The organism is Curtobacterium sp. WHRI 8282 (genome assembly GCF_040223925.2).
GTDB classification, from domain to species: Bacteria; Actinomycetota; Actinomycetes; order Actinomycetales; family Microbacteriaceae; genus Curtobacterium; species Curtobacterium flaccumfaciens.
In genome coordinates this window covers 417,765-443,283 of sequence record NZ_JBEHCD020000002.1, presented here as the reverse complement: position 1 = coordinate 443,283, position 25,519 = coordinate 417,765, and the positions used below count along the sequence as shown (strand labels likewise).

The following is a 25,519-nucleotide window of genomic DNA, read 5'->3' as shown; positions in this document are numbered from 1 at the left end:
ACCGCACGGGACCGCTCGGATACGCTGTGCTCGTGGACATCAAGATCGGCATCATCAACAGCCCCCGCGAGATCGCCTTCGAGACCGCCCAGACCGCGGACCAGGTCGAGAAGGCCGTGTCCGAGGCGCTCACCGCGCAGTCGACGCACCTGTCGCTGCAGGACGACAAGGGCCGTCGGTTCATCGTCCCCGTCTCGGCTCTGGCGTACGTCGAGGTCGGCGCGGAAGAGGCACGGCGCATCGGCTTCGTCGCCTGACGACGTGGAACTGCTCTTCGCCGTCCTCGGCGGCGTCATCATCGGCGCGGTCGCGCACGTGATCCTGCCGTGGCGGTCGAACCGCGGCGTGCTCGTCGGCCCCTCGGTCGGCGGCATCGCCGCAGCCGTCCTCTGGGAGGCGCTGACCTGGGCCGGGTGGCGGTACGACGGCACCTGGATCTGGGTCGTGGCCCTCGTGGGGTCCGGCGTGGTCGTCCTCATCGTCGAGTGGCTCCTCGGCACGCAGCGCGACAAGCGCGACGCCGAGTACTACGAGCAGCTCAAGACGCGCGGCGCCTGACCCTCGAGCAATCCTGACGGTCGAGCAATCCTGACGCTCGAGCAGCCTGACCGCTCAGGCCGTCAGGCCGAGCGCGTCCATCCGTCGGGTGTGGGCGGCGATGAGTTCGGTCCAGACCGGCTCGAGCCGCTCCTGGTCCTCGCGGGCGTGCGACGCCAGCGCCGACCGGGCGACCAGCAGGGTGTCGCCCACCAGGCGCCGTCCCCACATCGCCAGGCGAGAACCGATCCGCGGGTCGTTCTCGATGTGGGCCGTCAGTTCTTCGACGACCGCTGCTTCCTCGCGCGCGTCGAACACCGAACGCAGCCGCTGCCGCACGTCGATCGGCAGGGAGCGGAGCAGGTTGCCGAACAGGTCGTTCAGGATGCCGGCCGTCACGTAGCCGGTCAGCATCGACTCGTACCAGTCGGCACCGCTCGTCCGTTCGAGGAACAGGTCGATCGCCTCGCGGTGCGGGGCCATCAGCGCCGCCGGGTCTCCGCCGCTGCGTTCGATCTCGGCCACGATCGTGCGGTGCCGCTCGAGCGCCGTGGTCGCGAGGACCCCGGTGACCAGACGGCCGGAGAGCGTCGGTGCCGAAGCACCGGCTCGTCCCATCGTCTCGTAGACGGAGAGCTGCAGGTACGCGGCCTGCCCCAGGTAGACGTCGAGCTCCGGGGTGACGTCGTCGAGCGCGAGCCGCTTGACCTGCGCGGCTCCGCGCGGGTTCCGCGACGCGAGCCATGCTGCAGCGAGCTGCGCCGCGCGCTTCCGGTTCCACCACGAGACCACCCGACCAGCATAGAGGGCGAGTCCCGTGGCACCCGCCGGTCGCCCGCCGGGACGCCCCGACGCACCCCGGAGCGCCCCGGACCACGCGCCCGTCGGTAGACTGGCCGGGACTTCCACCAGAACTAAGGTGATTCTTTGACTTTCTCAGACCTCAACATCGACCAGGACATCGTCGATGCGCTGGCCGGCAAGGGCATCATCGAGCCCTTCCCGATCCAGGAACAGACCATCCCGCTCGGCCTGACCGGCCAGGACATCATCGGCCAGGCCAAGACGGGTACCGGCAAGACGCTCGGCTTCGGCCTGCCGCTGATCCAGCGACTCGGTGCCGACCCGGCGCACGGCGTGAAGGCGCTCGTCGTCGTCCCGACCCGTGAACTCGCGGTCCAGGTCACCGAGGACCTCGAGCTCGCGGCCTCGAACCGCCCGACCACGGTCGTCTCGATCTACGGCGGCAAGGCCTACGAGGGCCAGGTCGAGCAGCTCAAGGCCGGTGCCCAGATCGTCGTCGGCACGCCCGGGCGGCTCATCGACCTGCAGCGGCAGCGTCTGCTCGACCTCTCCCACGTGCAAGAGGTGGTGCTCGACGAGGCCGACCGGATGCTCGACCTCGGGTTCCTGTCGGACATCGAGCGCATCTTCCAGGCCGTCCCCGAGGTGCGTCACACGATGCTGTTCTCGGCGACGATGCCCGCGCCGATCGTCGCCCTCGCCCGCCGGTTCATGAGCCGTCCGGTGCACATCCGGGCGACCGACCCGGACGAGGGCCTCATGCAGGCCAACATCAAGCACCTCATCTACCGAGCGCACTCCCTGGACAAGGACGAGGTCATCGCCCGCATCCTCCAGGCCGAGGGTCGCGGCAAGACCGTGATCTTCACCCGCACCAAGCGTGCCGCGGCGAAGCTCGTCGAGGAGCTGAAGGACCGCGGGTTCAACGCCGCAGCGGTGCACGGCGACCTCAACCAGGAGCAGCGCGAGCGCGCGATGGCGGCGTTCAAGGCCGGCAAGCGTGACGTGCTCATCGCCACCGACGTCGCTGCCCGCGGCATCGACGTGGACGACGTCACGCACGTGATCAACCACACGATCCCGGACGACCCGGACACGTACCTGCACCGTGCCGGCCGCACGGGCCGCGCCGGCAAGACCGGCATCGCGGTCACGTTCGTCGACTGGGACGACCTGCACAAGTGGACGCTGATCGACAAGGCCCTCGAGTTCGGCATCCCCGAGCCCGTCGAGACCTACTCGTCGTCGCCCCACCTGTTCGAGGAACTCGACATCCCCAAGGGCACCAAGGGCCGCCTGCCCGGCTCGTCGTCGCACGCCGCCTCGGCCGGCGCTCCCGTCGAGAAGCGCAGCAGCGACCGCCCGGCCTCGGGTTCGCGTGACGCGTCGCGCTCGCGGTCGCGCAGCCGCACCCGGTCAGGAGGCTCGGAGCAGTCCGCCCCGCAGGCTCCGGCCACCGAGTCGGTCGCCCCCACCGCCGCGGCGGGCACCGAGGACGGCTCGGCCGTCGAAGGTGGTTCCACCACCGACGGCGCCGCGAAGCGTCGTCGTCGTCGCCGCCGTCGCGGAGCCGGCACCGGCGATGCCTCGGCGACCGCCTCGGCACCGCAGGGTACGTCGGACGGCGAGTAGCGCCTCCAGACCGAAGGGCCCGTCGCTGACGCGACGGGCCCTTCGTCGTCTCCACCCGCGGACCGGCGTCATGCGCGCAGCGACAGTTCACGCGGACGCCGACGCGTGGACTGTCGGCCAGGCCGAAGACTCGGTGGCCAGCCGTTCGGTCGGCCGTCAGGCCAGACGCGAACCGGGGCCGACGACCGGGGCGCTGCCGGTGGCCTCGGACACGATCGCGTCGAACGAGACGCGTGCGGTGCGGTGCTCCCCCAGCCGGTTCGGCTTGCCGGTGCCGTGGTAGTCGCTCGAACCGGTGACGAACAGGCCGTAGCGCGTCGCCCAGTCGAGCAGGGTGCGCTTGCCGTGTGCCAGGTTCTCGCGGTGGTCGACCTCGAGCCCGCCGAGCCCGGCGTCGACCAGGTCGCGGAGCATCGGCTCGTCGATGACGATCCCGCGCGAGGACGCCGCGGGGTGCGCGATGACGGGCACGCCGCCCGCCTGCCGGATGAGTTCGACGCCGCGCAGGGGCGACGGCGCCTCGTGGGGTTCGTAGTAGCCGGATGCCGGATGCAGGATGCCGCGGAACGCCGCGGACCGGTCGGACTCGAGCCCGCGGGCGACCAGGGCGTCGGCGATGTGCGGACGGCCGATCGTGGCACCGGGGCTGGACTGGGCCAGGACGTCCGCCCAGGTGATCGGGTGGTCCTCGGCGATGCGGTCGACCATGCGGTGCGCGCGGGAGAGCCGGCCGTCGCGGATCCGGGTCGTCTCCTCGACCAGTCCGGGGTGCTCGGGGTCCACCAGGTAGCCGAGCACGTGCACGCTGCGGTAGCCGATCCGGGTGCTCAGCTCGAGGCCCGGCAGCAGGGTCAGGGGCAGCTCGTGCGCCGCGGCCGTGGCGTCCGCCCACCCCGCGGTCGTGTCGTGGTCGGTCAGCGCGACGGCGTCGAGTCCGGCGGCCGCGGCCGCTCGGACGAGCTCCGCGGGACGCTCGGTGCCGTCGGAGACACTGGAGTGCGCGTGCAGGTCGATGAACGGGTCTGGCACGTGGCCAATGCTATCCACAGGTGAGCGGCCGCACAGGCCGGGTGTCCCCGGGCGGTGCGATGATGGACGCATGGCCGACACGACTCCCCGCGCGACGAGCAACCGATCCACGACCCCCGGGTCCTCGACCTTCAAGGACTTCATCGGGTCGCAGTGGGCCGAGCGCTCGGAAGCGCAGCCCGAGCCCCGCGAGCAGGCCGCGTTCGCCGCCGAGCGTCGCGCGCGCATCTCCGAGCTGCACCCGGGCCGCACGATCGTGGTGCCGGCCGGGCAGGCCAAGGTCCGCTCGAACGACTGCGACTACCCGTTCCGCCCGCACTCCACCTTCGCCCACCTGACCGGTTGGGGCACGGACACCGTCGTCGGCTCCGTGCTCGTGATGACGCCGAACGGCTCCGGGCACGACGCCACGCTGTACTTCCGCGCCACCGCAGGCCGCGACTCGGAGGAGTTCTACGCCAACCCCGAGATCGGGGAGTTCTGGGTCGGTCCGCGCCCCTCGCTCGACGCAGTCGCCGCCGACCTCGGGCTGGCCACCGCCGACCTCGGGGCGTTCACGGCCGTCGCCGATGGACTCGACGCGTCGGCGCTGCTCGTGCGTGAAGCCGACGACGACCTGACCCGTTCCCTCGACGCCCGCATCGGCGCGGCGATCGGTGGCGCGGACGAGACCGAGGGGTCGCCGGCCACCGACGACCTGCTCTCCCGCGACCTGTCCGAGCTGCGACTCGTCAAGGACGCGTACGAGGTCCGTGAGCTCCGCAAGGCCGTCGACGCCACGAAGCACGGGTTCGACGACGTCATCGGCGACTTCGACGCCGTGCTCGCGCACCCGCGCGGTGAGCGCATCGTCGAGGGCACGTTCAACCGCCGGGCGCGCGCGGACGGCAACACCGTGGGCTACGACACCATCGCCGCCTCGGGCCACCACGCCTGCATCCTGCACTGGACCCGCAACGACGGCGCCGTGCAGCCGGGCGACCTCATCCTCATCGACGCCGGGGTCGAGGTCGACTCGTTCTACACCGCCGACATCACCCGCACGCTCCCGGTGAGCGGCACGTTCTCGCCCGTGCAGCACATGGTCTACGAAGCCGTGCTCGAAGCCGCCGACGCCGCGTTCGCGATCGTCAAGCCGGGCATCACGTTCCGCCAGGTGCACGCCACCGCGATGGAGGTCATCGCGCGGAAGACCGCCGAGTGGGGCTTCCTGCCGGTCTCGGCCGCCGAGTCGCTCGAGCCGGACAACCAGTTCCACCGCCGCTACATGGTGCACGGCACGAGCCACCACCTCGGGCTCGACGTGCACGACTGCGCGAAGGCCCGCCGCGAGATGTACCTCGACGGCACCGTGCAGGCAGGCATGGTCTTCACGATCGAGCCCGGGCTGTACTTCCAGCAGGACGACCTGACCGTGCCGGAGGAGTTCCGCGGCATCGGTGTCCGCATCGAGGACGACATCCTGGTGACCGAGGACGGCGCCGAGAACCTGTCCGTCGGCATCCCCCGGACCCCCTCGGAAGTGGAGGGGTGGATCGCCCGCTCGGGCAGCTAGCCTGATCGGGTGACCATGCCCGAGGCCTCCCCGAACACCTTCGCGATCGAGGTCGAGCACTTCGACTCCCCCGACGCCCAGCGACTCCGAGCCGCCCAGCGACTGGAGATCGACCGGGCGCACGGCGGCGACACCGAGCCGGGTGAGAAGCCGACCGCCGAGTCGATCGCGGTGTTCTTCGTCGCGCGGGACGAGTCCGGTACTCCCCTGGGATGTGGTGGCCTGCGCATCGTCGATGACGGCATCGCGGAGATCAAGCGGATGTACGTCCGACCGGAGTCCCGCGGGTCCGGCGTCGCGTCCGCGTTGCTGCGACGGCTGGAAGAGGCCGCGCTCGACCTCGGGTCCCCGGCGCTCGTCCTCGAGACGGGCACAGCGCAGCAGCGTGCCGTCGGCTTCTACCAGCGCGAGGGGTTCCGGCGGATCGCGAACTTCGGGCCCTACGTCGGGGCGCCCCTGTCGGTCTGCTACTCGAAGGTCCTCTAGCCGGACCGAGCCTGCCCCGCGAGTCCGGGCGGTGCTGTGGCACGCGATGCCGTCCGGTGTGGTGCCGGGCGACGCCGTGCCGGGCGACGCCGAGCCACGCGTGCCGGGCGATGCCGCACCGTGCCGGGGCTGCTCTGCCGCGCCCGGGGCCCGCACGGCTCCCGGTCACGACGTGCCGTCTGCCCGAGGCCGAGCGGTCACGAAGCGTCGTCTGGGCCGGCGCCGAACGACGATCTCTGACCGCTCGACGCCGTGCGCGCGGGGTGTTGCGACCACCCGGACCGCCCGCACCGCCAGCACCGCCAGCACCGCCCCGGACTCCGCCGCTGCGGTAGCCCGAAGCGCCGCGCGCGGTGCTCGGCGGCGACACTTCGTGCCACCTAGCCGGACGTGAGCCGCGCGTCGAACAACCCGACGCTCGCGACTAGCGGCGGTCGCTGTCCCCGTCGCCGTCGCGCTGGGCGTCCGGCGAGGACGAGGGCTCCGGAGGCGTGGCACCGACGACTCGCTCGCCGTAGCGCGGCGGCTCCTCGGGTCGACGCTCCGGCACCGGCGGGGCCGCGGGGGCGGCGGCCGTTTCGGGGGTCTCCCCGTACCGGGGTCCGTCGTTCGTGCCGTAGCGCGGCGGGCCCGAAGGCGCACCGGTCTGCGCGCCGGGGGCCGACGTGCCGGGGTGTTGCGGGCCTCCCGGCTGCTGGTGCGGCGTGGCGTGCCCGCCGTACGGCGACTGCTGCTGCGGCGGGACCCCACCGGGGCCCGGACGCCACTGCTGCTGCTGCTGCTGCTGCTGCTGCTGCTGGGGAGCGTCGTTCCAGTGCGTGGACGGGGTCGCCCCGTGCTCGCCGAGGATCCGCTGCGCCTGCCCGGTCAGCTGCGGGTTGACGACGATCTGGTAGTTCGTGGCGAGCACCTGGTGCACGCTCGTGAAGTCACGCTGCCGCTTCGTGATCGCGAACGAGACGATGCCGTAGAGCATGCCGAACGCGGCACCGATGATCGCGGCCGCCAGGATCAGGCCGCCGGCGCTCGGTGAGAACAGCGTGAGCACGATGCCGAAGAAGATGCCGAGCCACAGACCGGACAGCGCGCCGGCGATGGCGGCACGGCCGTAGGTCATCTTGCCGGTGACCCGTTCGACCGTCTTCAGGTCGTTGCCGACGATCGAGAGCTGGTTGACGGGGAAGTCGGCCTCGGCCAGCTTCGCCACCACGCGCTGCGCGTCGGGGTAGCTGTCGTACGTTCCCAGGACGTCGCCCTTGGGCAGCGTCGGGAACGCCTGGGCGGTCCTGCCGGCGAAGGGGCTCTGATTGCTCACACAGCCATCATTCACCGCACACCTTGCAATCGCACGTGCACTCTCAGGGAAGCAGCCGATCGGAAGCAGCCGACCGGCGCGCGCGAACGCCCACACCCGAGCGACTACGCTTGGTCGGGTGAGCGCCACGAAGGTCTTCGTCGCCCGCCTCGCCGGGTGCTCCGTCTTCGACCCCGCGGGCGACCGCGTCGGCAGGGTCCGAGACGTCCTGGTCGTCTACCGCCGGGCCGATCCCCCGCACGTCGTCGGGCTCATCGTCGAGGTGCCCGGCAAGCGCCGCATCTTCGTGAGCATCGGCCGCATCACCTCGATCGGTGCCGGGCAGGTCATCACGACCGGCCTGGTGAACATGCGCCGCTTCGAGCAGCGCGGCGGCGAGGTCCGCGTCATCGCGGAGATGCTCGGCCGCAAGGTACTCATCAAGAACCAACGGATCCGCGCCACCATCGAGGACGTCGCGATCGAGGACCGCGGGCAGGGCGACTGGGAGGTCGCGCAGCTCTTCCTCCGCAAGCCGAAGACCACGCCGTCGCCGTTCGGCAAGGGCCCGACGACGTTCGCGACGTGGAACGAGGTCACCGAGGACGAGCTCCCCGGTGAGGCGCAGTCCGCCGAGCACGTCATCGCCGCCTACTCCGACCTGCTGCCCGCCGACCTCGCGTCGACGCTGCTCGACCTGCCCGCCGAGCGCCGGTTCGAGGTCGCCGAGGAACTTCCGGACGACCGCCTCGCCGACGTGCTCGAGGAGATGCCCGACCAGGAGCGCATCGAGATCCTCACCCGGCTGGTGGACGCCCGCGCCGCCGACGTACTCGACCAGATGCAGCCGGACGACGCGGCCGACGTCCTCGCCCAGTTCTCCGACGAGCGGAGTGAAGCCCTCCTGCAGCTCATGGAGCCGGAGGAGGCGCAGGACGTCCGCATGCTCCTGGAGTACGAGCCGGACACCGCCGGTGGTCTGATGACCACCGAACCGGTGATCGTCTCGGCCGATGCCACCGTGGCCGAGGGCCTCGCGCTGGTCCGCCGCCACGAGCTCGCGCCGGTGCTCGGCGCCGCCGTCTGCGTCACCCTGCCGCCGTACGAGCCGCCGACCGGTCGGTTCCTCGGGCTCGTGCACTTCCAGCGGATGCTCCGCTACCCGCCGAACGAGCGGCTCGGCACGCTCATCGACCAGCAGACCGAACCGGTCCGAGTCGACGCGAGCGCCGCCGAGGTCACCCGCATCATGGCGACCTACAACCTGCTGTCCGTCCCCGTGGTCGACGACGCCCACCGTCTCGTCGGGGTGGTGACGATCGACGATGTCCTCGACCACGTCCTGCCGGACGACTGGCGAAGTCAGGGCGAGGGGGAACCCTCACCGCTTCCACGCCAACGCCCGCGCAGGACACCCGTGACGACGGGAAGGAGGACCACCCGTGGCCCGAACGGATGACAACCGTCGCGACCGTGACCGGCAAGAGGTCCGGCTCGACTCCCCGAAGGGCATGCGCACGCGTGTGCTCCCCAGCCGCCGCCGTGGTCGCGGGGACACCTTCGGTCGCGCGACCGAGGGCATCGCCCGCGGCATGGGCACGCCCTGGTTCCTCATCGGGCTCACGCTGTTCTGCGTGGTCTGGATGGGCTACAACACCCTGGCGCCGAAGCCGTGGCAGTTCGACTCGGCGGCCATCGGCTTCACGGCTCTGACGCTCGTGCTCTCGCTGCAGGCCTCGTACGCCGCTCCGCTGATCCTGCTCGCGCAGAACCGGCAGGACGACCGCGACCGTGTGCAGTTCGAGCAGGACCGCCAGCGCGCCGAACGCAACCTGGCCGACACCGAGTACCTGGCCCGCGAGGTCGTGGCCCTGCGCCTGGCGATGCGGGACATGGCGTCGAAGGACTTCATCCGCGCCGAGCTCCGTTCCCTGCTCGAGGAGCTCGACCGCCGCGACGCGGACGAGGCCGGCTACGCGGACGAACACGACAGCTCCACCCGTGGCTGACGCCGTCCCCACCGACGAACAGCTCGGCACGGCGGTCCTCGCCGCGCTCGGCCGCGTCATCGACCCCGAGATCCGCCGCCCCGTCACGGAGCTCGACATGATCCGCGGCGTGGACGTGCAGCCAGGAGGCGCGGTGCGCGTCGACCTGCAGCTCACGATCGTGGGGTGCCCCGCCGCCGACACCATCGAGCGCGACGTCCGCGTCGCCGCCGGGTCCGTCCCGGGGGTCGCCGCAGTCGACGTCGACGTGTCCGTGATGGACCCGGCCACGCGCTCCGCACTGACCGAGCGGCTGCGAGCCGGCCGCCCCAAGGGCGTCCAGTTCACCGCAGACTCGCTCACGCGCGTCATCGCCGTCACGAGCGGCAAGGGCGGCGTCGGCAAGTCCACCGTCACCGTGAACCTCGCCGTCGCGCTCGCCCGGCGGGGCTTGCGGGTCGGGGTCGTCGACGTCGACGTGCACGGCTTCAGCGTCCCCGGCTTGATGGGCCTGACCGACGAGCACGGGGTCGCACCCCGCCCGACCCGCGTGGACAGCATGATCCTGCCGCCGGTGGCGCACGACGTGAAGGTCGTCTCGATCGGCATGTTCGTCGACGACGTCTCGACCGCGGTGTCGTGGCGCGGACCGATGCTGCACCGCACCGTGAACCAGTTCCTGACGGACGTGTTCTTCGGCGACCTCGACGTCCTGCTGCTCGACCTGCCGCCGGGCACCGGCGACGTCGCGATCTCGGTGGGGCAGTTGCTGCCGCACGCAGAGGTCCTGGTCGTCACGACCCCGCAGGCCGCCGCGGCCGACGTCGCCGAGCGCAGCGGGATCGTCGCCCGGCAGACCGGGCAGCGGGTCATCGGCGTGGTCGAGAACATGGCCGGGCTCGTGCAGCCCGACGGCTCGGTGCTGCACCTGTTCGGTGAGGGTGGTGGCGCCGAGACCGCCGCACGGCTCTCCCGCGGGCAGGACGCCCCCGTCCCGGTGCTCGGCAGCGTGCCGCTGTCCGTGCCGCTGCGCGAGGGCGGTGACGCAGGGGTCCCGGTGGTGCTCGGCGCCCCGGACGACCCGTCCGCCGTGGCCCTGACTGCGATCGCCGACCGGATCACCACGATGGGACGCGGGCTCGCCGGCCGGAAGCTCGGGTTGTCGCTGTCCTAGGCTCGGGGTCATGAGCACCGATCACGTCGATGTCGACTGGGACCACGCACGCGCCACCAACCGCGCGAACTGGGACGACCGGGTGCCGATCCACGAGGGCGCGTACGCGATCGACGCCCTCGCCGACCCCGGCCACCGCTCCGACGTCGTCCGCGACGACCTGCCGGCCCTGACGCCCTGGTTGCCGAACGGCTCGCTCGCGGGCCTCGACGTCTGCCACCTGCAGTGCCACATCGGCACCGACACGGTGTCGCTCGCCCGCGAGGGTGCCCGGCTGACCGGCGTCGACTTCTCCCCCGCCGCCCTCGCCTCGGCCGCCGGGCTCGCTTCGCGCCTCGGCCTCGACGTCACCTGGGTCGAGACGGACGTGCTCGATGCCCGGACCGCCGTCACCGGCGACTTCGACGTCGTGTACACGAGCATCGGCACGATCTGCTGGCTCCCCGACCTCGACCGCTGGGCTGCGCAGGTCGCCGGCCTGCTGCGCCCCGGCGGGGTGTTCTTCATCCGCGACGGCCACCCGGCGCTGTACGCCCTCGACGAGGACGCCGACGAGCTCGTCACCCGGTACCGGTACTTCCCGGACGGCACCGCGCAGCAGTGGGACGACGCCGGCACCTACGCCGGTGACGGCACGGTGGCGAACACCCGCACCTTCGAGTGGCCGCACCCGCTGTCCGAGATCGTGAACGCCCTGCTCGGTGCCGGGCTGCGACTCCGACGGCTCGACGAGGGCCGGACCCTGCCCTGGCGCTTCAGCTCCCGCATGGTCGAGACCGACACGGGTTCGTGGGCCTGGCCGGATCACGACCGCGACCGGATGCCGACCACCTACACGATCGTCGCCACCCGCGACTGACCTGGCCCCTCTGGTCCGTTCGGCGCATCCTGTGCGTTCGTTCATGGACAGGGCGTTCTACCCCGGCGCATTATGCAAGGGCATTACACAATGCCCTTGCGGAATATGACGTGAGGGCTCCACCCGCCGGACGACGACGTCCGACCGAGGACAGGAGAACCGTGTGAACCAGAACACCCGCGTGCGATCGGGCCTCGTGGCCACCATCGCCGCCGTCATCGTCGCAGGGGGCTCGCTCACAGCGGCGCCAGCCCTCGCTGCGACGACCTGCGCGACCGCCTGGAGCGCCGGCACCGCCTACAACGGCGGAGCCACCGTCAGCGAGAACGGTTCGAACTACACCGCGAACTGGTGGACCCAGGGCGACGAACCGGCGACCCACTCCGGTGCGACCGGCAGCGGCCAGCCGTGGACGTCGTCCGGCACCTGCACCGGCGGCGGCACCGGCGGCGGGACCACCACCCCTGGCGGCGGTGGGACCACCACGCCCGGCAACGGCAGCACCGGCACCGCGAGCGGTCTGGTCTTCAGCCCGTACAAGGACATCACCGTGAACCTCGACTGGAACACGAACGTCATGAACACCGCGGTCACCGGCACGCGGATCCCGGTCGTCGGGTCGAGCAACAGCCTCGTGTCGACGCGGGAGCCCGGCCTCAAGGCCATCACGCTCGCCTTCGCCACCGGTACCTGCGGCAGCGAGAACTGGGGCGGCGTGGCCGCCGACGCGTTCGCCAGCGCCAACATCGCGAAGCTCGACGCGGCCGGGGTGAACTACATCGTCAGCACCGGTGGCGCCGCAGGCTCGTTCAAGTGCTCCGGCACCGCGCTGCAGTCCTTCATCGCCCGCTACGCCTCGCCACACATGATCGGCGTCGACTTCGACATCGAGAGCGGGCAGTCCGCCGCGGACGTGCAGAACCTGGTGAGCGCAGCGGCGCTGGCGCAGGCGAAGTACCCCGGCCTGCGCTTCTCGTTCACGCTCGCCACGCTGGCGGCGTCCGACGGTTCGTTCGGCGGGCTGAACAGCACCGGCGACGCCACCGTCAAGGCGATCAAGGCCTCGGCGCTCACGAACTACACGATCAACCTCATGACGATGGACTTCGGACGCGCGACCACGGCCAACTGCGTGATCGTCGGGTCGACGTGTCAGATGGGGCAGTCGACGATCCAGGCGGTCACGAACCTGCAGCACACCTACGGGATCGCCTCGTCGAAGATCGAGGTCACCCCGATGATCGGCGTCAACGACACCGCCGACGAGGTCTTCACCCTCGCGGACGCCGACACCGTCGCCGCGTACGCCAAGTCCCACGGGCTCGCGGGCGTGCACACCTGGTCGCTCGACCGCGACACCCCCTGCCCGACGGCGCAGAGCACCGCGTCACCCACCTGCAGCTCGGTGGCCGGCACCGCGGCCCTCGCCTGGACCGACCGCTTCCTGGCGGCCCTGAAGTAGGGAAGGACCGGGCGTCGCGACGCGACCCCGTGACGGACTGGAGGCCCGGTGCCAGCTGGCACCGGGCCTCCAGTCCGTCGTGTGGGGACGTGACGGGCGTCAGGTCGCCTCGGCGTCGAAGGGTGCCGGTTCACCGGCGGCCAGGGGCACGACGGGAGCCGTCGCGCGCACCTTCGAGGCCGTGACCTGCGCGGTCTGGACGGCTGCGGCACTCGTGCCGGAGTCGAGCAGGGCGTCGCGGATGATGCGGCGCGGGTCGTACTGCCGCGGGTCGAGCTTCTGCCACTCGATGTCGTCGAACTCGGGGCCCATCTCGTCGCGCATCCGCTCCTTGGCGGTGTCGGCGAACCGACGGACGGCCTTGACGAACTCGGCCAGCTTCTGGGCGTACATCGGCAGGCGCTGCGGCCCGAGCAAGAGGACGCCGATGACCCCGATGATCAGGATCTTGTCGAGCGGGATGTCCACGCGAGCGAGCCTAACGCGTGCTGCTGCGTTGCACCTCTAGAGTTGTCTCCCGAACGGAGTGTGCGTGTCAGAGAAAGAGTCGAACTGGAAGTTCGCCGAGGACATCGTCTCGGAGACCGAGGCGATCGCCCGTGCTCGTGAGCACTCCCTGGAACTCGGGGTCGAAGCGATCTCGCCCGCGATCGGTGCGCAGATCGCGGTCATCGCCGCAGCCTCGCGTGCGACGAGCATCATCGAGATCGGCACCGGCCTCGGGGTCTCCGGCCTGTACCTGCTCGCCGGCGCCCCGAACGCGACCCTGACCACGATCGACGTCGAGGTGGACCACCAGCAGTTCGCCCGCGACGCCTACATCAGCGCCGGCACCGCTCCCGCACGGATCCGGCTCATCCCCGGTCGGGCGAACCAGGTACTCCCCCGCATGAACGAGGCCTCGTACGACGTCGTGCTCGTCGATGCCGACCCCGAGCACGTGATCGAGTACGTCGAGCACGGGCTGCGGCTCGCCCGCCTGGGTGGCACCGTCCTGGTGCCGCACGCCCTCTGGCGCGGACGCGTGGCCGACCCGGTGAAGCGCGACCGTGCCACCACGGACTTCCGGCTGCTCCTGACCGAGGTGTCGACCTCGGGTGCAGTGCGCAGCGCGCTGTCGCCCGCCGGCGACGGACTGCTGCAGCTGACGAAGGTCACCAACTAGCGCTCGACCCGCCGCCGCTCGCGCAGGTCAGTCCAGGTGCCGCAGGTACCGCTCGGGCGACTCGAGGAACGCACGCTCGTTCCGCACCAGGTCGAGGTCGCGCCATCCGGTGCGCCGCAGGCCCCACTCGCCGACCTCGTGGATCTCGGCCCCGGGGAACGCGGCGAGCACGGGTGAGTGGGTCGAGAGCACGACCTGGCCGACACCCGTCTCGACGATGGACTGCAGGAGCCCGATCAGCGCCAGGCACCCCGAGAACGACAGGGCGGACTCCGGCTCGTCCAGGATCCAGAGCCCTGGCCACTGCGACCGGTGGATGACGAAGTCGAGGAACGACTCACCGTGGCTCCGCTCGTGGAACAGCGGCTCGGCTCCCCCGGGGTGCTGTTCGAGGTAGGTGAACACCCCGTGCATGGTCTCCGCGCGCAGGAAGAAGCCGGACCGCACCGCGCCGGGCTCCCGGTGCAGGGCGATGTGTTCGCAGAGCTGCGATTCGCTCGGGCGGGTGCTGTGCCCGGACTTCGTCGAACCGCCCTCGGGCCCCATGCCGAAGGCGAGCGCCATCGCCTCCACCAGGGTGGACTTGCCGGCACCGTTCTCACCGACCAGCACCGTCACCGGAGCGAGGTCGAGCCCGTCGTCGAGCAGCTGCCGCACGGGCGCGAGCGTCGCGGGCCAGACGTCGCGCGGCATCGGGTCGGGCGCGTACTCCTCGACGCGGCGGATCGGCAGTCTCGTCCTCGGCACGGCCCCATCCTGCCGGAGCCGACCGACAGCGCCGCGGATCCCCCAGCCGCGGGATCGGCAGCGCACAGACGGAAGGCCCGGAGCGTACACGCTCCGGGCCTTCCGTTCTGGTGCTTCGACGTACTAGGCCGAGACGACCTCAGCGAGTGCGTCGTGGAGTTCCTTGGCCTCGGCATCGTTGACCGAGACGACCAGGCGGCCTCCACCTTCGAGCGGAACCCGCACGATGATGAGTCGACCCTCCTTAACAGCCTCCATCGGCCCGTCACCGGTCCTCGGCTTCATGGCTGCCATCAGATGTCCCCTTTCGTGCAGTAAATGCAGCCCCATTATCCCGTATGGAGGGGGCAACTGCGAAACCGCCCAGGTTGGGGGTGTCGGATGTGCCGCCCGGATGCTCCGCAGAACGCGGAACCACGGGCCTCCGGAGCCCCGCATCGATCACGGCGGGGTCCAGTCGTAGCCGTCGATCCACCACGTGTAGTACAGCCAGACCCACTGCAGCCCGACGAACGCGACGACGACGGCGACGCGGTACACCCGCGACCGCGGCAGCGCGACGATCCCGAGCAACGGCGCGATCGGCACGAGGATGCGCCAGGTGCTCGACTGCGGGAAGAACACCGCGAGCAGGTACACGAGGTACGCCACGCCCCAGAGTCGGAGCTCGATGCCGATCCGGCGTGCGGCGGGCATGCACACGAACGCCGCGAACCCGACGAGCACGACGACGAGCAGGACCGTGCCGGCCGGCTGCCCGAACCACCACCCGAACCCCTGCACCCACGGCGCGAACGGCACGAGTTCCTTCCACCCGATGTACGACGACCGCCAGGCGAGCTCGGTGTCGGTGTAGGCCTTCGGCACCCCGGTGACCGCCCACGCGATCGCCGGCCACGCCAGCCCGACCAGACCCGACACCGTGGCGACCACCGCGGGGGGCACGAGTCGGCGGAGGGTGAGCGGCTCCGACGAGCGCACCCACGCCGGCCGGATCGCCCACGCGGCCACGAAGAGCACCACCAGGAACGCGAAGGCGAGGCCCGTCGGCCGCGTCATGCCGAGCAGCAGCACGACGGGCAGCATCGCCCACCACCGTCGATCAACCATGAGCAGCAGCGCGACGAGCAACAGGAACAGGCCCATCGACTCCGCGTAGGCCACCTGGAACATCGCGGACACCGGTGCGACGCAGAACAACACCGTGGCGAACGTCGCCCGTGCGGGGTCGAGGAACCGCCCCATGAGCCGGCGGAACACCAGCGCGGCCCCGAGTCCGGCGAGCAACGACACCGAGACCGCGACGAACTCGAACGACGCTCCGGTGAGCAGCATGAGCCCGCGCACCAGGAACGGGTACGCGGGCATGAACGCCCACGCGTTCTCGGTCACGTGCCCGGCGGCATCGACCGGCAGCGTCGACGGGTACCCGCCCGTGGCGATCACGCGGTACCAGGCGCCGTCCCAGAACGACGCGAACGACAGGTAGCCCGGGTTCTGCACGGTGAACGAGTTCGCCGCTTGCACACCCGCGAACGCGAGCATCATGGCACCGGTCACGAGCCGCGCCAGCACGTAGACGACCGTGATGCGCACCCACCACGGGACGACCCGGTACCGGGCCCGCCAACGGTTCCGAGCAGGGGTCCTCCGGGTGGCCCCCGCCGTCGTCAGGCCGTCAGCCACCGACGCAGCCCGGCCTCGACCGCGGTGATCTGCGCGACCGGGACCTGCTCGTCGTCGTGGTGGGCGAAGACCGGCTCGCCGGGGCCGTAGTTGACCGCGGGGACCCCGAGCGCCGAGAAGCGTGCGACGTCGGTCCAGCCGTACTTCGGACGGGGCTCCGGTCCGCCGACGGCCGCGACGAAGTCCTGCGCGAGCGGGGCGTCGAGCCCGGGGCGGGCACCGGCGGCGAGGTCGACGATCGTGACCTCGTACCCGTCGAACAGCTCGCGGATGTGGGCGACGGCCTCGTCGGCCGAGCGCGAGGGGGCGAACCGGTAGTTCACGTGCACCATCGCCTCGTCCGGGATGATGTTGCCCGCGATGCCACCGCTGATGCCGACCGCGTTCAGGCCCTCGCGGTACTCGAGCCCGTCGACCGTGACCGTGCGGGGCTCGTACGCGGCCAGGGTGGCCAGGATCGGGGCGGTCTTGTGGATGGCGTTGTCGCCGATCCAGCTCCGGGCGCTGTGCGAGCGCTTGCCGAACGTGCGGATCTCGGCGCGGAGGTTGCCGTTGCACCCGCCCTCGATCTGCGCCCCGGACGGCTCACCCAGGATCGCGAAGTCGGCGGCGAGGAGTTCGGGTCGCGTCCGGGCCAGGCGGCCGAGGCCGTTCAGGGCGTCGCTCACCTCTTCGTGGTCGTACCAGACCCACGTGACGTCGACCGAGGGGTCGACCAGGTCGTACGCGAGCTTGAGCTGCACCGCGCAGCCCGCCTTCATGTCGACGGTGCCGCGGCCCCAGAGGATCTCGGTGCCGTCCTCGGCGGTCCGGAACTCGGTCGGCAGGTTGTCGTTGAGCGGCACCGTGTCGATGTGACCGGCGATGACGACCCGGCGGTCGCGGCCCAGGTTCGTCCGCGCCACGATCGCGTCGCCGTCACGGATCACCTCGAGGTGCGGCAGCGGTGCGAGCACGGCCTCGATCGCGTCGGCGAGGGCCTGCTCGTTGCCGGACACCGACTCGATGTCGCAGATGGCACGGGTGATGTCGATGGACGAGGCGGTGAGGTCGAGGTGCTCCGGCATGCGGGCAGCCTACCGGCCGCCCCTCGCACCGCCCCGGCAGTCCGGACGGTCGGCGACCCGACCGCCCCGGCAGTCCGGACGGACGGTGCCCGCCGAACGGCGCTCGGTACCCTGGAGCCGTGACCGACACGACTGCCACCGACCGCCCGACCCACGCCTGGGGCCACGGCCTCGCGACGATCGCCGCCGACGGCACGACGCTCGACACCTGGTACCCCGAGACGCACCTCGGCGCGCTGCCCGCCGACGCCGTGTTCCCCGCCGAGCTGCAGGCGCACGTCGGGGACGACCCCCGCCGTGAGGTCCGGATCGAGGCCGTCACCACCGAGATCACGATCGACGCCGGCCCGACGAGCACCCCGGACGCGTACCTCCGCCTGCACCTGCTGAGCCACCTGCACGTCCGCCCGAACGAGGTCTCCCTCGACGGCATCTTCGGCCACCTGCCGATCGTCGCGTGGACGAACGCCGGCCCGGTGCACCCCGAGTCCTTGACGCGCCTGCGCCCGTCCCTGCAGCGCGCCGGCATCGCCGTGCACGCGATCGACAAGTTCCCGCGTCTGGTCGACTACGTCGTGCCGGACCGCGTGCGGATCGGCGACGCGAACCGGGTCCGTCTCGGCGCCCACCTGGCACCGGGTACGACCGTCATGCACGAGGGCTTCGTGAACTTCAACGCCGGCACCCTGGGCGACGCCATGATCGAGGGCCGCGTCTCGCAGGGCGTCGTCGTCGGCAACGGCACCGACATCGGCGGCGGCGCCTCGATCATGGGCACCCTGTCCGGCGGAGGCACGCACCGTGTCTCGCTCGGCGAACGCGCGCTGCTCGGCGCGAACGCGGGCCTCGGCATCTCGCTCGGTGACGACTCCGTCATCGAGGCCGGTCTCTACGTCACGGCCGGCACCAAGGTCGTGCTGGTCGGCGCGGCCCCGAACCCCGACGGCACCCCGAAGACCGTCAAGGCTGCCGAGCTCTCCGGCACCCCGAACTTCCTGTTCCGCCGCAACAGCGTCAGCGGCGCCGTCGAGGCGCTGCAGCGCAAGGGCGAGGGCATCCAGCTGAACACCGCGCTGCACGCGTAGCGCACCACGCCGGGCGCGCCGGCCCGGAGGCCCGCCCCGCGAGCGGTCACAACACACCGTCCGCGGGCGCCGCGGGTGCCCGAACCGTCGGTTGGACACCCGCCGGACGACAGTTCACGACCACTCGGCGAAGGCGAGCGGCGCGTCCCGCCGCCCCGCGCCCGACGCGCCCGCCTGGAGGCCCGGAGCCAGTCCACGAGACCGCCACCGGGCCTCCAGGCCGTTGCGTCCAGCGCCCCGCCCCGCGAGCGGTCATGACACACCGTCCGCGGGCGCCGAGGGTGCACGAACCGTCGGTTCGACACCCGCTGGACGACAGTTCACGACCACTCGGCGGAGGTGAGCGGCGCGCCCCGCCGGCCCGCGCCCGACGCGCCCGCCTGGAGGCCCGGAGCCAGTCCACGAGACCGCCACCGGGCCTCCAGACCGTTGCGTCCAGCGCCGCCCCGCGAGCGGTCACGACACGTCGTCCGCGGGCGCCGGGGGCACGAACCGTCGGTTGGACACCCACCCAACGACAGTTAGCGACCACTCGGCGAAGGCGAGCGGCGCGTCCCGCCGCCCCGCGCCCGACACGCACGCACGGGAGGCCCGGCGCCGGTCCGCGAGACCGCCACCGGGCCTCCAGGCCGTCGCATCCAGTGCCCCGCCCCGCCCCGCGAGTGGTCACAACACACCGTCCGCGGGCGCCGAGGGCGCACGAACCGTCGGTTCGGCACCCACTCAACGACAGTTCACGACCACTCGGCAGAGCCGAGCGGCGCGTCCCGCCGCCCCACCGCCCCGCGAGCGGGCGGAATGCCACGCGGCGCACACGCACGAGCGCCCCGCGCCACGGAACCGTGGGGCGGGGCGCTCGGAGTCGGTCAGCGCGAGGGGACGTCCCGCTCGGGCGCACCCACGTAGAGCTGCTGCGGGCGACCGATCTTGTTGAGCGGGTCGTTGTTCAGCTCGCGCCACTGGGCGATCCAGCCCGGCAGACGACCGATCGCGAACAGGACGGTGAACATCCGAGGCGGGAAGCCCATCGCCTTGTAGATGATGCCGGTGTAGAAGTCGACGTTCGGGTAGAGCTTGCGGCTGACGAAGTACTCGTCCTCGAGCGCGATCTGCTCGAGTTCCATCGCGATGTCGAGCAGGTCGTCCTGCACACCGAGGGACTCGAGGACCTCGTGCGCGGACTCCTTGACGAGCTTCGCGCGCGGGTCGTAGTTCTTGTAGACGCGGTGTCCGAAGCCCATGAGCTTGACGCCCTGCTCCTTGTTCTTCACCCGCTCGACGAAGCGCGTCACGGGCTCGCCCGAGTCCTTGATCTGCTGGAGCATCTCGAGCACGGCCTCGTTCGCGCCGCCGTGCAGCGGGCCGTACAGGGCGTTGATGCCGGCCGAGATCGAGGCGAACATGTTCGCCTTCGTCGAGCCGACCATGCGCACCGTCGAGGTCGAGGCGTTCTGCTCGTGGTCCTCGTGCAGGATGAGGAGCCGCTCGAGCGCCTTCGAGAGCACCGGGTTGGGCTTGTAGGTCTCGGCCATGGTGCCGAAGTTCAGTCGCAGGAAGTTGTCGACGAACGACAGCGAGTTGTCCGGGTACAGGAACGCCTGCCCGATGGCCTTCTTGTGGGCGTAGGCCGCGATCACCGGGAGCTTGGCGAGGAGCCGGACGGTCTGCAGCTCGACCTTCTCGGGGTCGTCGACGTCCATGTCGTCCTCGTAGTACGTGGACAGGGCGCTCACGGCGCTCGAGAGCACGGACATCGGGTGCGCCGAGTGCGGCAGGGCGTCGAACAGGCGGCGGAGGTCTTCGTGCAGCAGCGTGTGCCGACGGATGCGGGCGTCGAACTGCTCGAGCTCGGTGGGGGTCGGCAGCTCGCCGTAGATCAGGAGCCACGCGACCTCGAGGAAGGTGCAGTTGCCGGCGATCTGGTCGATCGGGTACCCGCGGTAGCGCAGGATGCCCTGGTCGCCGTCGATGTAGGTGATCGCGCTCTTCGTCGCACCGGTGTTCACGAACCCGTAGTCGAGCGTGTTCATCCCGGTCTGCTTCTTGAAGGTCGAGATGTCGATCGCGGACGCGCCGTCGACGCTCTGCAGGATCGGGAACTCCGCCGTGCCGCCCGGGAACGTCAGCGTCGCGGTCGCGCCCTGCTGTTCGGCGGCGGGACTCACGGGGACGGGCGTGGTGGGCGGTGTGGCCGTCTTCTGAGCGTCATTGGCAGTGTCAGTCACGAGGACAGCCTAATCGCGGCACCTGTCGGTCGTGCACACATCCCAGGTGACGATTTGGTGGTTCTCACGGATTGCGGGGCCCGCCCGGAGTACTCGTGTCCGTGCTAAGCGGTACCGAGGCGACGGCTGCTCGCCAGTCGCTGCGCCGCTGCGGCGATGCGTTCGTCAGTCGCCGTCAGGGCCACGCGGACGTGCTCGCCCCCTGCTGCGCCGTAGAACGTTCCCGGTGCGACGAGGATCCCGCGGTCGGCGAGCCAGGCCACGGTGTCGAGTGCGGGTTCGCCACGGGTGGCCCAGAGGTAGAGCCCGGCCTCGCTGTGGTCGATCCGGAACCCGGCGTCCTCGAGTGCTCGCCGGAGCATGTTCCGGCGGGCCCGGTAGCGGGCCTTCTGCTGCTGCACGTGGGTCTCGTCCTGCAGCGCGACGACCATGGCCTGCTGTACGGGCAGCGGCGGCATGAGCCCGGCGTGCTTCCGGACGGCCAGGACGTCGGCCAGGATCGCGGCGTCACCGGCGACGAAGGCCGCACGGTAGCCGGCGAGGTTCGACTGCTTCGACAGCGAGTACACGCTCAGCACGCCGTCGAGCGAGTCGCCGACGACCCGCGGGTCGAGGATCGTGGGCGTCGGGGTGGTGGCGTGGTCCGGGTCCCACCCGAGCTCGGCGTAGCACTCGTCGCCGACGATGACGGCTCCGAGCTCGCGGGCGCGGACCACGGCGGCACGGAGTTCGTCGAGGGTCAGCACGCGGCCGTCGGGGTTGCCCGGGGAGTTCAGCCACACGAGCTTCGTGGTGGACGGCCACGCCGCGGGGTCGTCCGAGGCCAGGGCATCGGCGCGGACCAGTGCGGCTCCGAGCTCGTACGTCGGGTACGCGGCGGCCGGGAACACCACGGTGTCACCGGGGCCGATGCCGAGCCAGAGCGCGAGGCCCGCGATGAACTCCTTCGAGCCGATCGTCGGCAGCGCGTTCGCCTCGGTCAGGGCGACGCCGTGGCGACGGCCGTACCAGTCGGCGATGGCCTGCCGCAGCGCCGGGGTGCCGGCGACCTGCGGGTAGGCGTGCGCGTCGGTCGCGGTGGCCAGGGCGGTGCGGACGACCTCGGGCGTGGGGTCGACGGGCGATCCGACGCTGAGGTCGACGATGCCGCCCTCGTACGCCGCGGCGCGCTGCTTGAACGGGACTAGCTGGTCCCAGGGGAAGTCGGGGAGGTCGAGCGCCACGAGGGGGTCCGGTCAGCCGCGGACGGGCTCGGCTGCGACGACGGGGTGGTCCTTGTGGATCACACCGACCTTCGCGGCACCGCCGGGCGACCCGACCTCGTCGAAGAACTCGACGTTGGCCTTGTAGTAGTCGGCCCACTGGTCGGGCAGGTCGTCCTCGTAGTAGATGGCCTCGACGGGGCAGACCGGCTCACACGCACCACAGTCGACGCACTCGTCGGGGTGGATGTAGAGCGAGCGGTCACCCTCGTAGATGCAGTCGACCGGGCATTCGTCGATGCAGGCGCGGTCCTTGACGTCGACACAGGGCTGGGCGATCACGTAGGTCACGGTTCGGGTGCTCCCTTCGACGAGCGGGTTCGAGTCTACTCGCGGCCCGGGGCCGTCCGGGACCGCAGCCCCGACAGGTCCGGCCACGCGAGGACCAGGGCGGCGATGACCGCGGGGGCGAACGTCCACACGTACCCGGCCGCGTTGGCGAGGACGAGCGGCGAGCTCTCCCCGCCGACCGACACGAGCACCTGCGTCGCGACGAGGATCCCGATGCCGATCGCGGCGACCATCGCACGCGAGCGGTAGACGAGCCGCACGCCCACGGTCAGGCCGAGCACGATGAGGGTGGTGACGACGAGTCCGACCGGGAACGCGCCGATCGTCTGCTGGTGCGTGACCGTGCCGAGGCCGCCGGCGAGCAGCCCGAGCAGCAGCGAGACGACGACCGCCGCGGCCTTGCCCTGGCCGGACATCTCGGCGTAGGTCTGCGGAGCCGCCGGCTGCGGGGCCGCGTCGTGCCGGAACGCCTCGGCCGCCGGGGCGTGCTGCCGGACGCCGTGCGGCATGACCCACGACAGGGCCGCTGGGTCGGCGGGGTCCACAGGGTCGACGGCGACCTGGGAGCGGTACTGCTCGACCGCCGCACGCACCTTGGCCCGGACGGGTAGGACGTCGACCGTGACGTCGGCCTGACCGCTGGCGGGGTCGACGATCATCGAGAACGGGACTTCCTCGGCTCGGGCCGCGTACTGCGCCGCGTGGTGCATCCGCACGTGGTCGGGGTGCCCGTAGCCGCCGTCGTCGGCGTAGCTGATCACGGCGTCGGCACCGGTGGAGCGGATCGCGGCGCGGACGTCGTCCACGACCTCGCCCAGGTCGGCCGCGGTCAGTGAGTCGGCCGGGGCGTCGTCCGCGGCGGTGGCCCGCCCGTCCGGGCCCCACTGCATGCCGGAGTCGACGTAGCGACGCTCCGGCAGGTCGGTCGGCCGGGCACCGCGCCCGCCGAGCCACAGGTGCTGCGGCCCGCCGAGGGCGGCGAGGGCCGCGTCGATCTCGGTCTCCCGGTGCCGTGCCACCCGCGCGGGGTCGCCCGCCAGCGGGGCCAACTGCTCCGTGAGCATCTCGCCGCGCTCGCCCCGGGTCGCGGTGAGCACGGTCACCTCGGCGCCGCGCTCGAGCAGGGTCGCGATGGTCCCGCCCGACGAGAGCGTCTCGTCGTCGGGGTGGGCGTGCACGATCAGGACGCGCTCGGGGCGCGTGGCAGGGGCCTTCGACATCGTCCCCAAGGGTACGGGACTAGCGGGGCGTGACGATGTAGGTCGCGGTGACGCCGCCGCTGTCCTTGTTCTCCGAGAAGGTCAGGACGACGCGGTAGGCGTCGCTCCGGAACATGCCGAACGCGCTCGACGAGTCCGCACGCTTCGCCGACTCGGTGTACCCGGCGTCGGTGAGCTGCTGCACGGCGACCTGGAAGTCGTCGACCGAGGCCGCCCGGACCTGCGCGACCCACCCGGAGCCGTTCGGTCCGGCTCCCCCGCCGAGCACGGTGCCGTCGACGAGCGGGACGTCGGCGGACGGGAACCCGTCCGGCACCTTGCCGTCGGAGGTGACGTCCGCGCCCTTGAGCGCTGTGTCGAGCGCGCCGTCGATGCCCCCGGCGACCGAGGACATGCCGTCCTGGATCGCCTTGCCGTCGATGCCCGCGACCCCGTCGGCGACGTTCGACGCGACGGAGGACCCGAGGTCGGTGGCCTGCTGCACGGCCTGGGTCGAGCAGCCGGTGAGTCCGGCCAGGGCGATGCCGGCAGCGACGGCGGCGATCAGCGGGGTACGGAGGGAGCGCATGGCGCGACCGTAACGGACGAGCCGGGAGGCCCGGCGCGAGTTGGCTGTGAACGTGCCGTCCCCGGGGCGGTCACGTGCGCGGCGGGTCCGCCCCGGGCCTCCTTCCCGAAGGACGTGTCAGGCGACGTAGGCGCGCGTCGCCGCGACCAGGGCGTCGACGCCGACCGGGATCGCGGTCTCGGCCTGCGGCGCGTAGAACGGCGAGTGGTTGCTCGGGATCTCCTCGCCGCGACGGAAGCGCTCCGGGTCGGTGATGCCCGTGAACCAGTACACGAGCGGCGCTCCGGCTGCGGTGGCGAGCTGACCGACGTCCTCCGACGCCATGGCGAGCCCGATCTCCAGGTCGCGGGCTCCCGGCACCTCGGCGCGGATGGCCTCGAGCACGGTGGCGGCGGCCTCGGCGTCGTTCACGGTGACCTCGGCGCCCGGTGCACGCACGATCGTCGGCTCGGCCAGGCCACCGGCCGTGCTCTCGGCACGGACGATGCGCTCGATCGACGCGATGATGCGCTGGCGGGTCTCCTCGTTGCGGGCCCGGGTCGAGATCTCGATGACGGCCTCGTCGGGGATGATGTTCGCCCGCGTGCCGGCGTGGAAGCTGCCGACGGTGACGACCCCCGCGTCGCTCGGCGAGACCTCGCGGGCGACGACGGTCTGCAGCCGCACGACGGCCGAGGCCGCGGTGACGACCGGGTCGAGCGAGGCCTGCGGCGCCGAACCGTGCGCCCCACGACCGTTGAAGGTCACCGTCAGCCGGTCGCTCGACGCCATCACGGGGCCGGTGCCGACGGCGACGATGCCGACCGGTGCGGGCGCGGAGTGCTGCCCGAGCACGACGTCCGGCTTCGGGAACCGCTCGACCAGGCCGTCCTCGACCATCGCGCGGGCCCCGGAGATGACCTCTTCAGCAGGCTGGAAGACGGCGACGACCGTGCCACGCCAGTCCCCCGTGGTCGCGACCAGGCGCTCGAGCGTGCCGAGCAGCCACGTGACGTGGATGTCGTGGCCGCAGGCGTGCATGGTCGGGACCTCGCGGCCCTCGTCGTCGGTGCCGACGTGCTCGCTGGCGTAGGACAGGCCGGTCCGCTCCTGCACGGGCAGGCCGTCCATGTCGGCGCGGAGCCAGACCACGGGGCCCTCGCCGTTCGACACGACACCGACGACGCCGGTGCCGCCGACGCCCGTCGTCACCTCGATCCCACCGATCTCGGCGAGCTTCGCAGTGATGACACCGGCGGTGCGGTGCTCCTGGAAGCCGAGCTCCGGGTGGGCGTGCAGGTCCTGGTAGATCGAGAGCAGGTCGAGAGTCACGCTGACCACGGTACAACCGCGAACGGCCCGGCCACCTGTTGCAGGTGACCGGGCCGTCGGACGGAGGACGGG

General features: G+C 71.7%; 26 protein-coding genes. 12 read left to right on the top strand and 14 right to left on the bottom strand.

Features of this window, described 5'->3' with window-relative positions; translation table 11 throughout:
* The first annotated feature begins 32 nt into the window (after nt 1–32).
* Together ABRP24_RS08430 and ABRP24_RS08425 are read left to right on the top strand one after the other, a co-directional pair.
* Nucleotides 33–257 (top strand): DUF3107 domain-containing protein, encoded by a 225-nt coding sequence (locus ABRP24_RS08430; protein ID WP_027464581.1) that lies wholly within the window; start codon nt 33–35, stop codon nt 255–257.
* Between the two features lie 4 nt (nt 258–261).
* Nucleotides 262–558 carry a hypothetical protein gene (locus ABRP24_RS08425; RefSeq protein WP_349848037.1) on the top strand — a complete coding sequence of 99 codons (297 nt, stop codon included), beginning with the start codon at nt 262–264 and terminating at the stop codon, nt 556–558.
* 54 nt (nt 559–612) lie between these two features.
* Here the strand turns inward: ABRP24_RS08425 and ABRP24_RS08420 are convergent, their stop codons facing one another.
* Complete coding sequence (locus ABRP24_RS08420; protein ID WP_260678812.1) at nt 613–1,329, bottom strand: ferritin-like domain-containing protein; 717 nt, start codon at nt 1,327–1,329, stop codon at nt 613–615.
* A gap of 135 nt (nt 1,330–1,464) precedes the next feature.
* Here ABRP24_RS08420 and ABRP24_RS08415 point away from each other — a divergent pair, with 135 nt between their 5' ends.
* A complete protein-coding gene (locus ABRP24_RS08415) occupies nt 1,465–2,973 on the top strand; it encodes a DEAD/DEAH box helicase (protein WP_071246524.1) in 1,509 nt (502 codons plus the stop codon).
* Between the two features lie 156 nt (nt 2,974–3,129).
* Here ABRP24_RS08415 and ABRP24_RS08410 read toward each other — a convergent pair whose 3' ends face one another.
* Nucleotides 3,130–4,002 (bottom strand): PHP domain-containing protein, encoded by an 873-nt coding sequence (locus tag ABRP24_RS08410; RefSeq protein ID WP_027464577.1) that lies wholly within the window; start codon nt 4,000–4,002, stop codon nt 3,130–3,132.
* Between the two features lie 70 nt (nt 4,003–4,072).
* Between ABRP24_RS08410 and ABRP24_RS08405 the strand changes: the two genes are divergently transcribed.
* Both ABRP24_RS08405 and ABRP24_RS08400 read left to right on the top strand, forming a co-directional pair.
* The gene (locus tag ABRP24_RS08405) at nt 4,073–5,557 is read left to right on the top strand and encodes an aminopeptidase P family protein (RefSeq protein ID WP_027464576.1); all 1,485 of its coding nucleotides are present in this window, start codon (nt 4,073–4,075) and stop codon (nt 5,555–5,557) included.
* Nucleotides 5,558–5,572: 15 nt separating this feature from the next.
* The gene (locus ABRP24_RS08400) at nt 5,573–6,043 is read left to right on the top strand and encodes a GNAT family N-acetyltransferase (protein WP_035807774.1); all 471 of its coding nucleotides are present in this window, start codon (nt 5,573–5,575) and stop codon (nt 6,041–6,043) included.
* A 424-nt stretch (nt 6,044–6,467) separates the two neighbouring features.
* On the opposite strand, the gene ABRP24_RS08395 is transcribed toward ABRP24_RS08400, so the two are convergent.
* Nucleotides 6,468–7,358, bottom strand: coding sequence for a general stress protein (locus tag ABRP24_RS08395; RefSeq protein ID WP_349848041.1), 891 nt, complete (start codon nt 7,356–7,358; stop codon nt 6,468–6,470).
* Nucleotides 7,359–7,476: 118 nt separating this feature from the next.
* Here ABRP24_RS08395 and ABRP24_RS08390 point away from each other — a divergent pair, with 118 nt between their 5' ends.
* The 5 genes from ABRP24_RS08390 to ABRP24_RS08370 all read left to right on the top strand — a co-directional run bounded on the left by ABRP24_RS08390 (nt 7,477) and on the right by ABRP24_RS08370 (nt 12,820).
* The gene (locus ABRP24_RS08390; protein ID WP_027464574.1) at nt 7,477–8,796 is read left to right on the top strand and encodes a magnesium transporter MgtE N-terminal domain-containing protein; all 1,320 of its coding nucleotides are present in this window, start codon (nt 7,477–7,479) and stop codon (nt 8,794–8,796) included.
* Between the two features lie 52 nt (nt 8,797–8,848).
* Complete coding sequence (locus ABRP24_RS08385) at nt 8,849–9,346, top strand: DUF1003 domain-containing protein (protein ID WP_042539423.1); 498 nt, start codon at nt 8,849–8,851, stop codon at nt 9,344–9,346.
* Complete coding sequence (locus ABRP24_RS08380) at nt 9,339–10,499, top strand: P-loop NTPase (protein ID WP_349848043.1); 1,161 nt, start codon at nt 9,339–9,341, stop codon at nt 10,497–10,499. The genes ABRP24_RS08385 and ABRP24_RS08380 overlap by 8 nt, the downstream gene beginning before the upstream one ends.
* Before the next feature lie 10 nt (nt 10,500–10,509).
* Nucleotides 10,510–11,358 carry a bifunctional 2-polyprenyl-6-hydroxyphenol methylase/3-demethylubiquinol 3-O-methyltransferase UbiG gene (locus ABRP24_RS08375; protein WP_214524998.1) on the top strand — a complete coding sequence of 283 codons (849 nt, stop codon included), beginning with the start codon at nt 10,510–10,512 and terminating at the stop codon, nt 11,356–11,358.
* A 163-nt stretch (nt 11,359–11,521) separates the two neighbouring features.
* On the top strand, nt 11,522–12,820 hold the full coding sequence (locus tag ABRP24_RS08370) for a carbohydrate-binding protein (RefSeq protein WP_035807574.1): 1,299 nt from the start codon (nt 11,522–11,524) through the stop codon (nt 12,818–12,820).
* 99 nt (nt 12,821–12,919) lie between these two features.
* Here ABRP24_RS08370 and ABRP24_RS08365 read toward each other — a convergent pair whose 3' ends face one another.
* Entirely contained in the window at nt 12,920–13,288 is a 369-nt protein-coding gene (locus ABRP24_RS08365; RefSeq protein WP_027464570.1) for a twin-arginine translocase TatA/TatE family subunit, read from the bottom strand.
* A gap of 64 nt (nt 13,289–13,352) precedes the next feature.
* Here ABRP24_RS08365 and ABRP24_RS08360 point away from each other — a divergent pair, with 64 nt between their 5' ends.
* Entirely contained in the window at nt 13,353–13,985 is a 633-nt protein-coding gene (locus ABRP24_RS08360) for an O-methyltransferase (protein WP_027464569.1), read from the top strand.
* A 27-nt stretch (nt 13,986–14,012) separates the two neighbouring features.
* Here ABRP24_RS08360 and ABRP24_RS08355 read toward each other — a convergent pair whose 3' ends face one another.
* The 4 genes from ABRP24_RS08355 to dapE all read right to left on the bottom strand — a co-directional run bounded on the left by ABRP24_RS08355 (nt 14,013) and on the right by dapE (nt 17,485).
* Nucleotides 14,013–14,732, bottom strand: a complete 720-nt coding sequence (locus tag ABRP24_RS08355) for an AAA family ATPase (RefSeq protein WP_349848049.1) — start codon at nt 14,730–14,732, stop codon at nt 14,013–14,015.
* 123 nt (nt 14,733–14,855) lie between these two features.
* On the bottom strand, nt 14,856–15,026 hold the full coding sequence (locus ABRP24_RS08350; RefSeq protein ID WP_017887054.1) for a DUF3117 domain-containing protein: 171 nt from the start codon (nt 15,024–15,026) through the stop codon (nt 14,856–14,858).
* Between the two features lie 147 nt (nt 15,027–15,173).
* Nucleotides 15,174–16,418 (bottom strand): hypothetical protein, encoded by a 1,245-nt coding sequence (locus tag ABRP24_RS08345; protein ID WP_349848056.1) that lies wholly within the window; start codon nt 16,416–16,418, stop codon nt 15,174–15,176.
* Nucleotides 16,403–17,485 (bottom strand): succinyl-diaminopimelate desuccinylase, encoded by a 1,083-nt coding sequence (gene dapE, locus ABRP24_RS08340; RefSeq protein ID WP_027464567.1) that lies wholly within the window; start codon nt 17,483–17,485, stop codon nt 16,403–16,405. The genes ABRP24_RS08345 and dapE overlap by 16 nt, the downstream gene beginning before the upstream one ends.
* 119 nt (nt 17,486–17,604) lie before the next feature.
* Between dapE and dapD the strand changes: the two genes are divergently transcribed.
* A complete protein-coding gene (gene dapD / locus ABRP24_RS08335) occupies nt 17,605–18,570 on the top strand; it encodes a 2,3,4,5-tetrahydropyridine-2,6-dicarboxylate N-succinyltransferase (RefSeq protein ID WP_349848058.1) in 966 nt (321 codons plus the stop codon).
* An 866-nt stretch (nt 18,571–19,436) separates the two neighbouring features.
* On the opposite strand, the gene ABRP24_RS08330 is transcribed toward dapD, so the two are convergent.
* The 6 genes from ABRP24_RS08330 to ABRP24_RS08305 all read right to left on the bottom strand — a co-directional run bounded on the left by ABRP24_RS08330 (nt 19,437) and on the right by ABRP24_RS08305 (nt 25,447).
* Complete coding sequence (locus ABRP24_RS08330) at nt 19,437–20,735, bottom strand: citrate synthase (protein ID WP_081827170.1); 1,299 nt, start codon at nt 20,733–20,735, stop codon at nt 19,437–19,439.
* A 164-nt stretch (nt 20,736–20,899) separates the two neighbouring features.
* The gene (gene dapC, locus ABRP24_RS08325; RefSeq protein WP_027464564.1) at nt 20,900–22,018 is read right to left on the bottom strand and encodes a succinyldiaminopimelate transaminase; all 1,119 of its coding nucleotides are present in this window, start codon (nt 22,016–22,018) and stop codon (nt 20,900–20,902) included.
* A 12-nt stretch (nt 22,019–22,030) separates the two neighbouring features.
* A complete protein-coding gene (fdxA, locus tag ABRP24_RS08320; protein ID WP_017887060.1) occupies nt 22,031–22,348 on the bottom strand; it encodes a ferredoxin in 318 nt (105 codons plus the stop codon).
* 35 nt (nt 22,349–22,383) lie between these two features.
* Nucleotides 22,384–23,568, bottom strand: a complete 1,185-nt coding sequence (locus ABRP24_RS08315; protein ID WP_349848062.1) for a PIG-L family deacetylase — start codon at nt 23,566–23,568, stop codon at nt 22,384–22,386.
* A gap of 19 nt (nt 23,569–23,587) precedes the next feature.
* The gene (locus ABRP24_RS08310; protein ID WP_349848065.1) at nt 23,588–24,136 is read right to left on the bottom strand and encodes a hypothetical protein; all 549 of its coding nucleotides are present in this window, start codon (nt 24,134–24,136) and stop codon (nt 23,588–23,590) included.
* A gap of 117 nt (nt 24,137–24,253) precedes the next feature.
* On the bottom strand, nt 24,254–25,447 hold the full coding sequence (locus ABRP24_RS08305; protein WP_071244959.1) for an amidohydrolase: 1,194 nt from the start codon (nt 25,445–25,447) through the stop codon (nt 24,254–24,256).
* Between the last annotated feature and the right edge of the window lie 72 nt (nt 25,448–25,519).